This window comes from Maribacter sp. 2-571 (assembly GCF_050589625.1).
Taxonomy (GTDB): domain Bacteria; phylum Bacteroidota; class Bacteroidia; order Flavobacteriales; family Flavobacteriaceae; genus Pelagihabitans.
In genome coordinates this window covers 93851-110698 of the sequence record NZ_JBNGOP010000009.1, presented here as the reverse complement: position 1 = coordinate 110698, position 16848 = coordinate 93851, and the positions used below count along the sequence as shown (strand labels likewise).

Sequence of the window (16848 nt, the reverse complement as noted above, 5' to 3'; positions counted from 1 at the left end):
TAACAAGTTATAAGGCATTTACCATTAAAAATAGCGGATACACAACAAAGATTTCCCCCGAAACTCCCTTCCGTTTATTTTAGTGATATGAACCTGATTTGAACAAATCGTGTTCTGGAAACCCAAATTTTACCTACAAACCAAAAACAAATGGGGGCAATTACTTTTCTTAAAAGGGCCGCTACAGCATCGGCGTGCTCAAAATATCTAATATTGTGTTTCTGTATCCTATTCGGATATACCGTTTCAGGCCAAATCAACAATCCCGATTTTCGCGTAGGCGTAAGCTCTAACGATCTAGGGCCCTGTGGAGGCGCCAACAATGCCTTTTCCTTCTTGAACATTCTATCAAAAACGGACCAAAACAACAGTTTTGAAATTTCTTTTACGCTTCCCGATGGGGTTTCCTATATTCCCGGAACAGAAGAAATTCGAAATCAAGAGGGTTCCGGCGATTTCACGCTGACCGTGGACGACACCGACCCCAACGCGCCCATTTTTACCTTGGAGCGCCCGGGGAACGCCAATTGGCAAACCTCGGACCGGGTACAATTTCGATTTCTAAAGACCGCGGATTGTGACGCCGTTCAGTTTTCATACAACGGCGGCCTTTTTAAAGATGCACACACCGTTTCCTATGTCAACGCCAGTGGCGCGCAGACCGATTCGGATACCGACCCCACCATCAACTCCTATAACTTTTTAAGTCCGTTGTTGTCCATATTAAATTACAGCAACTCTACGGCCACCAACGGTCAAACAATAACAAAACCAATAGAGATTACCAATTCCGGTAACGGAAACACACAGCTGTTCTACCATACGGTCACCGTCGACCCCGATTTAAACGCTTCCTATGAGTTGCGGTTCAATGGCACAACATTGACTCCGAACTCGGTTTCGGGAAACGTCTTCTATTATAGTATCGATTTCAGTGCAGCTCCCTTTTTAGGAAATGTGGGCGACGGGGATTCCAGTTTCGAAGAAACGGAAGTGGTGGCGTTGGAAGAACGCTTTGTGGTCGCAGGTTGTGGCAGTCTCTCCATTACGCACCAATCCGAATGGGGGTGTAGTACCTCGGAAATCTGTCAGGTAACCAGTCCGGTCTCGGCCTTGGTCAATGTGTCCCAGGAAGGCCCGGATCTCAATATCAGGGAACTGACCACGTTCGGCCGTATAGATCTTGTTAATGGGGCCACCTATCTTGCCCAAATGGTAAATGAGGGAACCGTACCGGCGTTCGACGTTGTGTTGAACACTGGTTTTGGAACTTATAATACCATATCGCTGAGTAGTACCGAAAATGGCCTATGGGGTAATGACGGGCCTCAACCGCACAAGTTATTGTCCAACTTCATTTTCACGGATACGGGAAATCCGATGCCCATTGTTCGACTCCCGCACACCCAAAATGCAAACAGGGGGCTCGGTTCCTATGCCGTTGTTAACGATAGCGATCATGGGATGCCCGGGGTAGACCCCGATGGTCCCGGAGGGTTCGAGGATTTGGATGGGGATGGCTTTTTTGACGATTTGGCACCCGGTGCGATCGTGAATTATAGTTTTGACTTTGATTTTGACCCCAATACCCCCAACTGTCCGATAGTAAGTACCGATGTTGTTAGGGATTGGTCCGTGCGCTCTCAAGGAATTAGTCGAAACCAATGTGGTGATGAATTTGGTGCCGATCGTGCCTATTTCAATGATGGGCGTTTTCGTATTTCTCCATTAACGGTTACCAATCCGTCCGATATTTTCGACGGGCAGTCGTTCAATGTTAATTTACTGACCAATTTGGGCGTTTCCGGAAGAGATGCGCCTTTTTGCAACCTTCGCTCATTCTTTACGCCCGACCCGGACACATCCCTTGAAGTAGAAATGACCGTTCCGAACGGCGTTACCTTGGCGGCGGGTGCAGGACCGGAATTTTCTATGGCAGGCCCCAATACCGTTCGGTTTTTAACTACCGACATGCCCGATACGGAAACCCTGAGGGAAAATATATTATTTCCCTTGGAATATTCCTGCGGTTCCAGTGCTACAGGCCCCGTGGACTTTCAGTATACCGTAAGATACAGTGGCCCCTGTCTTTCCATGGTTCTCTATTGTGGAACCATATCGGCAACCGCCATTTGTCCTGGTAATTGCGACGGACCGTCCATAAACGCTTTCGACGCCGAACGGATTACTGCCGGATGGACGGACGACACCATGACGACGAAAACGGTGTTGGACCCTGCAATACACGCTACCAATTTTTATGCGGCAAGGGACGAAATGCTGATTACCGCCTTAGGTGAAGTAAATAACATTTCTGTAGACAATCTCAGTTTTGATATTACCTATAGGACGCCGGGACCAGCAGCCGGAGGTTCGGACCTTTTTGAATTTTTGCCCACCACGGATCCCTTGGCCCCGAACAAGTCGGAATTACTGATCAACGGTAGCGCATTCGACATTACTACCATGCCCACGGTTATAACGGAGGGCAGTAATAACTATAGAATACGTTTCGATCTGTCAGCGTTTGCATCAAGCTTTGATCCCGGAGATCAATTGGAACTGCGGCTTAAGTTTTTATGGGCCGACAGTTTTAACGATCGTACCGTACATACGCTAGATAATTTCAGGGGGGAGTACTTTTATTTCGATGGTGGTGGCGCTAAGGTGGCCTGTTTAAGCTTGGGGGACGAAGCAAGCTACCTAAAGGTTTCCGCCTTTGTACAAACTGGAGGCAGTAATGGCAGTGGTTGTACCCCATTTAACGATCAAAGCCGGCTAGGAGCGCATACGAACTCTTCCATCGATCACTTTCCCAATGAGTTTCGACCTTCCGTGGTTTTTGTGTCGGCTACGACCACCCTACCGCAAAATACAACACTAGCCAATGATAATATTACGTTCATCGGCTTTCCGGGCACACCCTCTGTACCTAACGGTAGGCTCAGTTACTCGCAAACGGGAAATCAGGTTACGGTAACCCCTAACACTGATTTTAGACATCGCCGTATCCAAGGGAATGTCATGTTCTTTCTCCGGGTGCCGGTGCTGGGAAATATCGACACCCCCGATTCGGGCACTAACTCCTATGAGATAACGTATCAGGAATATGCGTATTCCGATTATCCCTTGACTAGGGTCCGGACGCAGACCAAAAACTTCTCCCACGAGAAACCTATCTTTTCCGTTACCTCGCCCAACCCCGTAATCAGCGGAAACCAATCCAACATCACCTATGAAATGGAAGTGTGCGGTACCACGACCTCCACAATACCCAACAATTGGTTACAACTGGGCACTGCGACCAATTTCACCGTTTCGGAAGCGGTACTTTTCTCTGGCGGTGTAGAAACACCTATACCATTTACCCAGGACGCATCGAATACTTGGATCGAGATAGGAGAATATAGCAATGGACCTACCCAATGTAAGACCATACGGTTCACTGGTACCTTTTCAGAATGTTCCAGTTTTGATATTCCCGTCTCCAATTCTTGGGATTGTGCCGCTTACCCAGTGGATGCCGCGGCATACGCCACAGCTACCTACATCCCACAACTTACGCTTCGCTTGGAACCACAAAGTGCGACCTTACAGTTGCTGATAACGGAGCAACCTACCACGAGCGTGGACGTCTGTACCGATTTTAACATCGGACTGGAAATGCGAAACGCAGATGCAGGGGACCTGATCGATCCCTACATCACCTTTGATATCCCCGGGGACGTTTCCGGCGTATTGATCAACGATATCCAAGTGGAATACCCAAGGGGGTCAGGGGACGTGCAGAGCGTTTCCTCTACCCTGGCGGGGAACCAGGTTACCGTAAACATCCTGGACCATACCACGATCGCCGCGGAACAGGGCATCAAGGGGGCATCCAATGCCGCCAATCTGGACGAGCAGATCGCCATTATCAACCTGAACCTGAACCTCCGTTGCGACTTTACCTCCAATACCGCCATTACCTATACCGCCTTCGGGAACAACACCTGCGGGGTGCCCGCAGAAGGAAACGGTACCCGCTTGTCCACCGACCCCTTGGTATTGAACGGTGCCGAATCCAGCTATAGTACCGCAACGACCATCACTACTCCCAACGGCGGGGTTTTCCAAGGGTGCGATCCCTTTACCGTTTCCGTTCAAACGGTCATTGTGGACAACGGACCAACATCCAATGAGGATATAGCACGTATTGTTCTACCGGACGGACTACGTTTCATTCCGGGTTCCTTGAATAGTTCGGCATTCATTTCCGTTACCAATCCGGTGATCACCGTGGTGGACGACCATGAGGAAATGACCGTGAACATGCCCGTAGGCGCGGACAACGGGGATTTTATTCTATATGAATTCGATGTGGCCTTAAAGAACGAACCCAATGTATGTGCCGTTGATGTGCCGATCACCATAGCCAATTTTGAGGTCAGTAGCGCCTTATCCTGCGGAGGGGTATCCTGTAGCAGTAGTGAAACCTTGGTGGGCTCTTCTTCTACCGATGTGACCCTGGAAAAATCCATCATTACCGCTTTTGGAACTCCCGAAGCTATAGTAGGAACACGTGCTAACGGCGATAGCACCTTCGATGTCAGTTTCGGAGTAGAAAATACCAGCGCCATAGCGTTGCCGGCCGGGGCGCAATACACTGTATATTGTTCCGATGCGATAGGGAACATAACGGGGCCCGCCATACATACCGGGGCCCTGGCCCAAAGTGTTCCGGGGAACGCCAATGTTACCGAGACCTTCAGTTTTGATAGTCCGGACGCCTGCAGCGCAACGGGTAATATCGTGATCGCATTTACGCCCTCCGCATCCAACTGCCATTGCGGGCCGTTGGACATCATAGTACCCGTACAGGACCGCGTTTCGGATTTGGAGCTCGACATGACCTCGGACCTACAGCCCGCCGATGTCGGCGAGCTGGTAACCTTTACCCTCACCTTGGACAATATAGGCCCTTTTGATGCGCCCAACGTATCCTTGGAAAGCATCGTGCCGAGCGGATTTACCGTTGTTTCCATACAGAACGGTGGCGTACAGAGCGGCAATGCCATAACGTGGTCGTTGCCCGAAATAACGAACGGCGAAACCCTTACCTTCACCTTTACCGCAACGGCCGATACCCCAACAAATACGGCAGGGGAATACTCCTTCATCTCGGAAGTTACGGCATCCGAGGCCGGTGATCCCGATTCCACCGTAGACAATTACGACCCTGGCAGACCCATCGAGGACGATGAGTCACTATTGGTGATGCAGGTACTCTCGGAAGAAACGGATATTCGAGTAGTAAAGACTGCCGATGTACTGGAAGCGGCCATAAACCAGACCGTCGTGTTTACCATTACAGCAGAGAATTTGGGGCCGGACGAGGCCACCAATATCGGTATCGACGAAACACTGCCCAACGGGTTCCAGCTCATACTCGGAAACGCCTCCGTGGGAACCTACGACCAGAGCACCGGACAATGGGACATCGCCGCCCTGGCCCCTGGCGAAACCGCCGAACTGGAACTGACCGTCACCGTGGTAGCGGGCGACGATTACACCAACACCGCCAGTCTCGCTTTTGTGGAGCAGCTGGATATCGATACTACAAACGATAGCTCTTCGGTAACCATAACGGTGATCGATGGGGGGAACATCGGTACCGAACAGGACTGTTTGACGGTGTTCAACGAATTCTCCCCCAACAACGACGGTACCAACGATGTGTTCTTTATAGAGTGTATCGAGGACTATCCCGACAACCTCTTACAGGTATTCAACCGTTGGGGCACTAAAGTATACGAACGTAGCAATTATGACAATACCTGGGACGGTACCTCCGAAGGGCGCGCTACCATAAACATAACCGAAAAACTACCAGTGGGAACCTACTACTATGTACTGGACCTCGCGGACGGAAACCCCGTGAAAACAGGATGGATCTATATTTCTAGGTAAATTATTCCGACCAGTATTATTTTTGGTCTAAACTAGAAAAAGTGCGTTGATACCGCTAAAACGGTAGTACACAACAAAAAGAGGACCCTTTACAACAAAAGGGGGCAGAATCACATAAACCGTAAGGTTTTGACGTTAAAAGAAGTAATGATTAATCAGTACATCCATATCGGCGTTTGTTTGCCGACACCAATGTAAGTTTTCCAAATTAGCGGAAGCCAACCCATATAAGCATGAAAGAATCCCAAATCTTTAAATTCTTGCTGTTACTTGTACTACTCCCCTGCTGGGCAAATGCACAACAGGACCCTCAGGTAACACATTACATGTACAATACCATGACCGTAAATCCCGGGTATACCGGTTCACGGGGCCACTTGACCGCCATCAGTCTTTTTAGGGACCAATGGGTAGGCATAGAAGGTTCCCCACGGACCATTACCTTTGGATTGGATTCTCCTATTGGCAGGTTCGACGGTGTCGGGCTTTCCATAGTACAAGATGAACTCGGGCCCTCGGAAGAAACCTACATCGATGGGAACTATGCACATCAATTGATTTTGAACAACAAAGGGCACCGTTTGGCGCTCGGCCTTAAAGCAGGTGTCCGTTTTTTCAGTTTGGACTGGAACAAGGGCCTTTTTAGAGAACCGGAAACTCGTTTTAATGAAAACATCAATAGTAAACTGTTGCCTTCCATAGGTGCTGGTGTCTTCTACTATACCGACAGGGCTTACTTGGGATTATCGACCCCAAATATCTTTACAAACGCCCACTATGACGAAATTCAGGAGTCGGAGGCAGTGGAGCGCCTTCACTTTTTCCTGATCGGTGGTTATGTGTTCGATGTCAATCGAAGTTTGAAGTTCAAACCCTCGTTTTTTGTTAAACAAGTGACCGGCGCGCCAATCTCTGTTGACGTCTCGGCCAATTTTTTGCTGAATAACACGTTAAACTTAGGAGTGAACTATCGTTGGGACGATTCGGTAAGTGCATTGTTCGGATTTCAGCTGTCCCCAAAGTTTAATGTGGGTTATGCCTATGATTATACGATTACCGAACTCAATAATTATAACACGGGTACCCATGAGATTTTCCTTAGGTACCAATGGATTACTCGAGAAAACAGATTAAAATCCCCAAGATTTTTCTAACGACCCTATACATGAAAAAACTAATTACTTCCAGCGTACTGCTCTTTTCGCTGTGTTTCCATGCACAGGAAACTCCGGAAAACGACCTTGTTTTACCGCAAGACGATATCAGTATTAGCGGAATTTCAACGGAAACGGAGGCGGCCCCAGTGTTCTTACCCAAAGAACCGGAAACTTTTGCCAGTGTTGCCAAAGAAAACAATATCGCCTTTCGAACCTTCAATGATCTAGAAGGTGTTCCCAATGGATACTACATTGTATCAGGGGTATTTAGTAAGGGGAAGAATCTCAAAAAAACCGTAAAAAAATTACGTAAAAAAGGTTTTGATGCCAATACGATACAAAATCCTGAAAACCAACTCAACTATTTGTACCTAGAACAGCATGAAAACTGGAGGGAAGCCATAGAGCGTAGCGCTTCCGGACTGGACGGTACTTATGACGACGAGGTTTGGATCATGCAAGTAGAAGGCTCGGGCGAAATAGTCGAAAACATGGACGCCGAGGTGGAAAGTGCGGAAGAAACCTCCGTAATCGCCGCAGAAGAGGTTACCTATGACATGTTGGACGAATTGAACGATAGCACCGAAACACCGACCATCGTCGATCGCCCGAACAAAAGTAAATTGATCCAAAAAGCGGACAGCTACTTCAATAAAATGTGGTACGCGGAAGCTGCGGAACTTTATGAAGAAGCCTTGGCAAAAGGCCAAGACTACTATACCTATGACATAATACAAAAAGCTGCAGATGCGCATTATTACAACACCAACATGGAAAAAGCCCATGGTTGGTATACCATTTTATACGAGCAGTACGGCGACGAAATGTCCGCCGAAAACACCTTCAAGTACGCCCATTCGTTAAAAGGCACCGGCAAATATGCCAGGGCAAAAAAACTTATGCGGTTGTACAACAAAAAAACGGATTCGGATGCAGCTACTGTTGACGAGGGGAAGCTAGCCGCCAACGAAATGGTGCTCGACGGTATTTTGGACAGTTCGCGGGACTATGAAGTAAAAAACATGGCGGTCAATTCGGAATATTCGGATTTCTCACCTATGTTTCTGGATTCGAGTCAGGTGGTATTCGCCTCCGCTAAGGACTCCTCCTTCTTTAATACCCGTCGGTATAAATGGAACGACCAACCCTTTTTAGACCTTTATGTTGCCCGCATCAACGAAGAATCGCAAGATTTAAAAGATGCCATAAAATTCTCAAAAAACATCAATACAAAATACCACGAGGCTTCCGTAACCTTTTCACCGGATAATACCACCATGTATTTTACCCGGAACAATTATGGGAAAAAACTAAAGCGCGATCAAAATGGTGTGAACCATCTGAAAATATATGTATCGAACAAAGTAGATGGTGAGTGGACCGAGGCCCGGGAAGTAGCATTCAATAGCGACGACTACTCCACCGGTCATCCGGCACTCAGTCCGGACGGAAAACAACTATACTTTGTGTCGGACATGCCCGGAAGTATTGGTGCCACCGACCTTTTTGTAGTCGACGTTCTTGAGAACGGTGAATTTTCGGAACCCAAAAATCTTGGGCCAGAAATTAATACGGAACGTCGGGAAATGTTTCCCTTCATCACGGAGAACAAACTATACTTTTCTTCGGACGGTCATATCGGATTGGGTGGCCTCGATGTGTACGAAGTGCGTATCGATGAGGAAGAGGGCTTTATGGAAGCCGTTAATGTTGGTCAACCGGTAAACAGCAACAAAGATGATTTCTCCTATATCATAAACGAAGAAAACCAACAAGGATTTTTCGCTTCCAACAGGGAAGGCGGTAAAGGCGATGACGATATTTATTCCTTTAAGCGCCTAATGGTAGAGGAAGTACCGGAAAACATGAACGCCATTGCCGGTGTGATCACCGAAATGGTTACCGGCGATATGATGCCACAGGCCCTAGTAGAACTGTTGGACGAAAACGGAATAAAATTAAAAGAGGTCGTGACCGACGAGGATGGCAGCTTTGTTTTTGAAGATCTCGACAGCAATACCAAATACGTTTTAAAAACGACCAAGGGCGATTTCTTTGAAGAGAGCAGGGAAGTTACCACTTTGGATAACGAACGGGTCGACTTGGACGTAAACCTGAAGCGTTTGGAAGAAATGATAGCGCTGGAAGACGGTATCAAAAAACTGAAGACCGAAATGATCTTCTTCGATTTCGATCGCTCTTATATCCGGGACGACGCGGCGGCGGAACTGAACCGACTGGTAGAGGTTATGACGGAATATCCTGAAATGGTTATCCGAATCGAATCGCATACCGATTCCAGGGGTAGTGCGGTGTACAACAAGTACCTTTCCGACAAGCGGGCAAAATCTACCCGCGATTACATTATCTCACAGGGAATCGATCCGGAACGTATCGAGAGCGCTACGGGATATGGAGAGGAACGCCTGTTGAACGGCTGTGACGGCCACATACGCTGTACCGAGGAAGAACACTTTAACAACCGACGATCTGAATTTATAGTTGTGGATATGTAAGTTCCATAGCTCCAAAAAGAAAACCGCTACTGTTATACAGTAGCGGTTTTTTTATTTGGACGCAAATCGGACTCGTATGCGCGGCGTTTAAGGCCATATTACCGGTAGACGCCCACTAGTTATTGCCCAAAGCGCCATAAAGCCGTTAAAACGGCTTGTTTTAAAGATAAAAACTGATAACAGCGTTCCTTTGCCCGATTATCCTCATCCAATCTCTTTCCTCCTTCAGCGAAGCGGTCTTACATCCTTTAGCGCAGCGGTCCCCTTTTCAACCAACCTCCGTGACCAATAAAAAACCGATTCCAATGCACCAAACGTACCCTGATATCCATTTCACCACAAATTTTTAATCGTTCACAACAAAGAAACTCGTTGAAAATACGCAAAGATCAGATTAACAGTTATATATACAATTAAACCCAAATCGAACCAAAATACCTAAATCATGAAAACCACCCTACTGATCAAAGAAATTTATCTGGAAGCTTTTAGAAATCTGGGCAGTGTCCTTGTAAAATCCTATTTCAAGGTATTCTCCTGGTTTTGCTTCGCCAGCTTTGCCATAATGCTCTACGCGTTTGTGTTCAGAGTGGCGACCGGCTATGCTTTCGAATAAGAACGACCAAAACCAACCTAACCGAAAAAGGCACCCTTTGTAAGGGTGCTTTTTTGGTTTTATACCATTTTTGCTTTAAAATCACCCAAATAAAACGCAGTCATTTTTTTGCTTAGACGAAAAGGAAAAATCAAGCATAGCAGTAGCTACGGTTGTTTTTTATTTTGAAGTATAAGCGGAGATGGGCAATTTTTAATGGGTAATTTTAAAGTAGAAATGGTATTAGCCCTTTCTCCCCGTTACCGGAACACCCTCCCGGTTGCAGCCCTTTTTCATTGCCCCATGGCACGTGTCCGTTTCCTATGGAAAACTGCACCTCCTACTAATTAATGTTAAAACGGCTTTAACGCCATACGGCCTTGTAAGTAATGGAATACAGCTTTTGATGCCGATATATGTGCCGTTCATCGATCCGTTACAATATGGGACATCCCTATCGTGGATAGGGGCCATTTCATCTAAATAATTCCATTTTTTTTAAGCAGCTGACCATATTTGTACCACAAACTAAAAAGAACCCTATATGAAAAAACTATTACTTGTAAGAGAAATTTATGTGGAAGCTTTCAGGGATTGGACCTATTTGATGCTAAATCGGTATTTCAAGGCCTTCTCCTGGTTTTGTATCTTCCTTTGGGCCATTACCGTATACGCATTCGTATTCAGGCTCTCTACGGGCTTCTTATTTGTTTAAGTCACCCGCAACAAAAAAAGCACTGGACCTTCAATGGCGTCCGGTGCTTTTTTTATTTAGGTGCTCCCTGGAACCTTATGGTCTTAAGAATGGCCTCCAGTTCGAACATGTCGTCACGTTTTTCGGCCGCTGGAGCAAATACAAAGCCTTCGATGACCATTTTCCTGTTTTTCTCGGGGTCGTCGATAATATAGGTCAGAAAAGGCCCGGCCATGGGATAGTTCTTAACGTCCCACAGGCCCCTTACTTCGATCGCCTTTCTTCCTCCGATCTCGGTATGGAACACATGCGGCGCAAAAGCGGGCTCGGTACGCATATAAGTAACCTTTCCCGGATTGTCGGGACCGGGAATAAATTTTTTGCCGATGGTATCCCGCATCGATACGATATCGCGCACCAAAGTGGTATCGTTTTTAAACCTGTCACCGGGAACGGTGTAGGCAACAATGTTGGCGGTACCCTTTAAGATCTGTCGATCGAACCAAACGAAGTTGTCTTCCTGCCTTCCTACGGTGTACACCGATGGGATATCGATCGATACCTTAAAATTCTTTTCCAGTACCCCTTCCTTGTTCAGCGACTTTAAAAACCGTTTTTGGTTTTCCTTGATCTCCACCCCCTTAAAGGCCTCGATCATTGCTCCCGCCTTGGCATCGATATTGGCTATAAGTTCCTGCACCGTCCTTCCCTTCACGACCCCTATTCGTTGTGGGGAGGCATACAGGTCGGTCTTGATATGCGCCAGGTCCAAGGAATCTTTCATGACGTATAAAATGGATCGGGAACTTCGCGTGGTACCGGTAAAGGTTTTCGGCGGAAAATGATTGATGCTGAATTTTGGTTCGTTTAGGGTAAGGGCCAAAACGGGTGCCGCAAAATGTTCCCTGACCTTATCGCCGACGGCCCCTTTCCAAAGGTCATCGTCCATGACTACCGCCAAGGAGTTGATAGGGCCGATACTAGAGGGAAGGTACCGTTTTTGGTCTCCTTCTTGACATCCTAGAAGGACAATGCAGAAAAGAAAAAGGAATAACTTGGTCGTTTTCATAAGCGAAATACATTTACGATGGACAGGCGCACAACTTCAACTTGGTACCTGGTTTAAGGTTACTACCACTAATACCGTTCCATTCTCGTAAGTTTTCGACGGAAATCCCAGGATATTTTCTGGAGATGGTCCAAAGGGAGTCGCCACTTTGAACGATATGCACTTTGGTTCCTGGGGGAAATGTCGTTTTTGTAACTGCGGCGGTACTGGTCTTTTGTACGGTTTTTGTACGTCCACCACGGTTTCGTGGATAAATGGTCAACCGTTGCCCTACCCTTAGGTTATTGCTCCGTAAACCGTTCCATTGTTTCAATTGGCTTACCCGCACACCGTAGCGTTCCGCAATCTTGCCCAAATAGTCACCACTTCGCACCCGATACCGTACCCGCTCTTTTTCCGCCTGTTTTACCAGCGCGGGCAAGGGGCTTTCCTTACTATCGAGTTCCTTTTTAACCTGGGCATAGATCTGAACCTCGTTGGCAACAAATTTTCCCATAGCTTTTTTGGGCAGCCGAAGTGCATAATCCTTACCTGCTACAAATGGAATAACATTTAGTTTGTAGGACGGGTTAAGCACCTGAAGCTCCGCTACGCTCACCCCTACCATTTTAGAAATTTGATCAAAGGTGATCAGGCTTTTTACATGAACGGTATCGGTCTCAAAATAGGCCCGCTCGGCCTTTCTGCCCTTCAGGCCATGCTCCTCGGCATATTCCAATACGTACATGGTAGCCAAAAAAGCGGGAACATAACCAGCGGTCTCCCGCGGGAGGTTTCTTCGAATGTTCCAGTAGTTCCGTTGGCCGCCCGATCTTCGGATGGCCTTGTTCACGTTCCCCGGACCGGAATTGTATGCTGCCAGGGCCAGATCCCAATCCCCGAAAATTTCGTAGAGGCGGGATAGATAACGGCTAGCTGCCTTGGTGGCCTTTATGGGGTCACTACGCTCGTCCACATAGCTGTTTACATCTAGTTTATACTGTTTTCCGGTGCTGTACATAAATTGCCAGAGCCCGGTCGCTCCGACACGTGATCGCGCTTTTGGGTTTAATGCGGACTCTACTATGGACAAATATTTCATTTCAACCGGGATATCGTGGCGATCCAATTCTTCCTCGAACATGGGAAAATAAAACTGGCTCACCGTCAACATCCGCTCCATTAAGCCTCTTTTGCGTGTCAGAAACGATTTTATGAGGCTCTCCAAAGACCGGTTGTACACCACATTGAACGGGGTTTTTTGGTTGAGCCGTTCCAATCGCGCCTTAAGGGAATCGGTAGGCAGGTCGTATACATAGGTTTCCGCTACGGCAACGGGGTTTCCATCGATCATTTGACCGTTCCCCAATTGGAGTACCTCGGCATACATTTCCTCAAAGAGCATGTTCGTATCGTAGAGCTCTTTCATCCAAAGACTATCGTAAATGGCTGCTTGGGGGTGGTCCTTTAATTGATATTGCCCCTTATCGTCCGGAATGGGAAAGGGGAGGTCTTGATCCGAAGTTTCGTCCATCCGCTCCATTTGTTCGACATTCTCGGCGATGCCGATGGCCAGGGAATCTACAGGTGTAGCAACTGATACCGTATCCCGTTTAGCGTTCTCCTTTCCAACGACCACCGTAGAATCCTGTACCTGTGCCCGGCTCATTAGACCGAACAGGAGTAGTGCCGCCACAAGGAATACGTTACTTTTTTGTGTCTTCATCATACTATCAAAAATTACGGGAGGGTCAACGAAAATCCGACTTTTTTTTGAGAGTATAAAATTCGGCACCACCAAAGCGGTGTGCAAATCCCCTTGCCTTTTAAACGGATAACGTCCTTAGGCGTCCAATATTGCGGCGATCCCCGGCAAGGTTTTCCCTTCCAAACTCTCTAACATAGCGCCTCCTCCGGTGGAAACATAACTTACTTTGTTCTCGAACCCGAACTGTTTTACGGCCGCTACCGAATCGCCACCGCCCACGAGGGAGAAGGCACCGTTCTGAGTGGCTTCGTCCACGAAATTTCCGATAGCAATGGTACCCTTTGCAAAGTTTTCCATTTCAAAGACCCCGATCGGTCCGTTCCATAAAATGGTTTTCGATTGTGTGATTACCGTTTTAAAATTGGCCAGGGAATTCGAACCGGCATCCAGCCCTTGCCAACCTTCGGGTATCTGACTGACCGGAACGATCTGGGTATCGGCTTCATTGTTAAAGTCGTTTGCGGCCAGTACGTCTACCGGTAAATGTACCTGTACATTTTTTGCTTTGGCCTGTTCCAAAATGGAAAGTGCCAATTCCATTTTGTCATCCTCACAGATCGATTCGCCAACGGAACCGCCCTGGGCCTTCACGAACGTATAGGTCATTCCACCGCCGATGATCAAATGATCGACCTTGTCCAAAATATTTTCTATGATGGTAATTTTTGAAGAGACCTTGGCTCCTCCTAAAATGGCAAGAACAGGTTTTTCCCCGGTACGCATGACCTTATCGATGGCCTCGATCTCCTTTGCCAACAAATGCCCAAAACATTTGTTCTCCGGAAAAAATTGTGCGACCACTGTTGTGGACGCGTGCGCACGGTGTGCCGTTCCAAAGGCGTCGTTAACATATACATCGCCCAAGGCCGACAGTTGCTGGGCAAAATCGGTATCGCCCTGCTCTTCTTCGCTATGGTACCTTAGGTTTTCCAACAACAACACTTCGCCCGACTGTAGTTCCGCGGCCGCCTTTTGGGCGGCACTGCCGACGCTGTCGTCTACGAACCGTACCTGTACACCCAATACCTCGGAGACCTTGGTACAGATATGGCGCAACGAAAGTTCCGGCTTTTTTGCTCCTTTCGGTCTTCCCAAATGGGACATTAGAATTGCACTTCCACCATCTTCCAACACCTTTATGATCGTCGGTTTTGCTGCCTCGATCCGGTTGGCATCGGTAACGTTAAATTCCGCATCGAGCGGCACGTTAAAGTCTACCCGAATGAGTGCTTTTTTATTTTCAAAATTAATGTCGGCCAAGGTTTTCATGTTCGTTGTGTTTTAAAGGAATCGCAAATGTACTTATTTCTCGGAATGGGCGAAAGCTGCCCCGGTAATTCTTGTACCATTTTGGAAAAACCGAACGGTCGGCAAGGGAGTTGACCATTGCCCTCAAATTTTTTCCGAGAAGCGTATCCTTTATTTACGGTTCTCCCAAAAAAACTATCTTTGGGACATGCTGTTTCAGGATGTTTTAGGGTTGTCACATATTAAAAAGCACTTGACCAAAAGTGCCGATTCCGGAAGGATTCCGCACGCCCAATTGTTTGTAGGGGGAGAAGGTTGCGGACTATTGAATACCGCTATTGCCTATGCGCAATACATTATCTGCTCCAACCAAAACGGTGAAAACGATCATGGAAACGAGGCCTGTAACCTAAAATTCGGTTCGCTTTCCCATCCCGATATGCATTTCGCCTTTCCGGTGGCCAATAGCGATAAGGTAAAGAGCCATGCCGTTAGCGACCATTATATGAAGGAATGGCGGCAATTTTGTTCGGAACAGCCCTATGGAAATCTTTTTGATTGGTACCGGCATATCGGTATCGAAAAAAAACAAGGTCAAATAGGGGTGGACGAGGCCTTGGATATCGTTAAAAAGCTATCGCTAAAATCGTACGAGGGCGGTTATAAGGTAATGCTCATTTGGATGGCCGACCGTATGAACAACGCCGCGGCGAACAAACTGCTAAAATTGATCGAAGAGCCCCCCAACCAAACGATTTTTTTATTGTTGGCGGAGGATGAGGAGCAGCTGTTGCAAACCATTCGTTCGCGCTGCCAAATACTTCGTTTTCCGCCATTGGCGGAAGCCAATATTGCGGATGGACTTGTTGCTAAAGGGCTTCCCAGGGACGAGGCGTTGCGCATTGCCCATGAGGCCAACGGAAATTTCAACAAGGCCTTGGACCTGATGAACCAGGATTCGGAAGATCTGATATTCGAAAAATGGTTCGTACAATGGGTTCGAAGCGCTTTTAAGGCAAAAGGGAACAAATCGGCGGTAAAAGAGCTCATTCTTTGGAGCGAGGAAGTGGCCGCGGTCGGTCGCGAAACACAAAAAAAGTTCCTCCATTACTGTTTAACGGTGATCAGGCAGGCCTTGCTGATCAATTACGATACGGAACAACTGGCCTTTATGAAAATACATGTCGACGGTTTTCAGCTCAAAAAATTCGCTCCTTTTGTACATGGGAACAATGTTCAGGAGATTACCAAGGAACTGGAAGATGCCATTTACCATGTGGAACGCAATGGAAATCCAAAAATTATTTTTACCGATCTTTCCATAAAGCTGACCCGTTTACTGCATCGAAAAGCGGAAACGTCGCCACGCTAAGCGCCGCATGTTTTGGGTGAGAAACGATCGGAACAACTCACATACTATTCATAAAATAGGGATTACACTATGGAACACTTGACCGCGAACGCTGCACAGCTCTTATTGTTAGTATTTCTTGCCATCACTTTTCTACAAAGTGGTATCGACAAAGTGGTCGACTGGAAGGGAAATCTGACCTGGTTAACGGGTCATTTTGCAAAAAGCCCTCTGGGCAATATGGTTCCGTTGCTGTTGGGTACCGTTTTGGTTGCGGAAATTGCCTCGGGCATCCTTTGCGCTATAGGACTTTATACGATTTCCATAGGCATCGATTCGGACATTCCTTTCTACGGGGCGGTACTGTCGTGCATCTCCCTTTTAATGCTCTTTTTTGGACAGCGTATGGCCAAGGAGTATGTTGGGGCGCAGACCATAGTCATCTATCTGGTTCCTGCGGTGTTGCTCGTGTACTTGCTGCAGCAATAAAAAAACCCAACACCCTGGTAGGGTATTGGGTTT

Annotated in this window: 10 protein-coding genes; 7 read left to right on the top strand and 3 right to left on the bottom strand. The window is 47.3% G+C overall.

All coding sequences use genetic code 11. The annotated features are described in order from the left end of the window. Window positions 1–150 precede the first annotated feature (150 nt). The 5 genes from ACRD7P_RS08615 to ACRD7P_RS08595 all read left to right on the top strand — a co-directional run bounded on the left by ACRD7P_RS08615 (window position 151) and on the right by ACRD7P_RS08595 (window position 10932). A complete protein-coding gene (locus ACRD7P_RS08615; RefSeq protein ID WP_430907142.1) occupies window positions 151–5949 on the top strand; it encodes a gliding motility-associated C-terminal domain-containing protein in 5799 nt (1932 codons plus the stop codon). 233 nt (window positions 5950–6182) lie between these two features. Continuing rightward, on the top strand, window positions 6183–7103 hold the full coding sequence (locus ACRD7P_RS08610; RefSeq protein ID WP_430907141.1) for a PorP/SprF family type IX secretion system membrane protein: 921 nt from the start codon (window positions 6183–6185) through the stop codon (window positions 7101–7103). A gap of 11 nt (window positions 7104–7114) precedes the next feature. Continuing rightward, window positions 7115–9622, top strand: a complete 2508-nt coding sequence (locus ACRD7P_RS08605) for an OmpA family protein (RefSeq protein WP_430907140.1) — start codon at window positions 7115–7117, stop codon at window positions 9620–9622. A gap of 445 nt (window positions 9623–10067) precedes the next feature. Next, window positions 10068–10238 (top strand): DUF6747 family protein, encoded by a 171-nt coding sequence (locus tag ACRD7P_RS08600; protein WP_430907139.1) that lies wholly within the window; start codon window positions 10068–10070, stop codon window positions 10236–10238. Between the two features lie 523 nt (window positions 10239–10761). Then, window positions 10762–10932, top strand: coding sequence for a DUF6747 family protein (locus ACRD7P_RS08595; RefSeq protein WP_430907138.1), 171 nt, complete (start codon window positions 10762–10764; stop codon window positions 10930–10932). Between the two features lie 52 nt (window positions 10933–10984). On the opposite strand, the gene ACRD7P_RS08590 is transcribed toward ACRD7P_RS08595, so the two are convergent. The 3 genes from ACRD7P_RS08590 to ACRD7P_RS08580 all read right to left on the bottom strand — a co-directional run bounded on the left by ACRD7P_RS08590 (window position 10985) and on the right by ACRD7P_RS08580 (window position 14996). Beyond that, window positions 10985–11980: a DUF4837 family protein gene (locus ACRD7P_RS08590; protein ID WP_430907137.1), complete on the bottom strand. Its 996-nt coding sequence runs from the start codon at window positions 11978–11980 to the stop codon at window positions 10985–10987. Between the two features lie 13 nt (window positions 11981–11993). Next, window positions 11994–13685, bottom strand: coding sequence for a LysM peptidoglycan-binding domain-containing protein (locus ACRD7P_RS08585; protein ID WP_430907179.1), 1692 nt, complete (start codon window positions 13683–13685; stop codon window positions 11994–11996). Window positions 13686–13802: 117 nt separating this feature from the next. Further along, window positions 13803–14996, bottom strand: coding sequence for a phosphoglycerate kinase (locus tag ACRD7P_RS08580; protein WP_430907136.1), 1194 nt, complete (start codon window positions 14994–14996; stop codon window positions 13803–13805). Window positions 14997–15183: 187 nt separating this feature from the next. Between ACRD7P_RS08580 and ACRD7P_RS08575 the strand changes: the two genes are divergently transcribed. After that, window positions 15184–16347 carry an ATP-binding protein gene (locus ACRD7P_RS08575; protein WP_430907135.1) on the top strand — a complete coding sequence of 388 codons (1164 nt, stop codon included), beginning with the start codon at window positions 15184–15186 and terminating at the stop codon, window positions 16345–16347. A 69-nt stretch (window positions 16348–16416) separates the two neighbouring features. Beyond that, the gene (locus tag ACRD7P_RS08570) at window positions 16417–16815 is read left to right on the top strand and encodes a DoxX family membrane protein (RefSeq protein ID WP_430907134.1); all 399 of its coding nucleotides are present in this window, start codon (window positions 16417–16419) and stop codon (window positions 16813–16815) included. The last annotated feature ends 33 nt before the right edge of the window (window positions 16816–16848 follow it).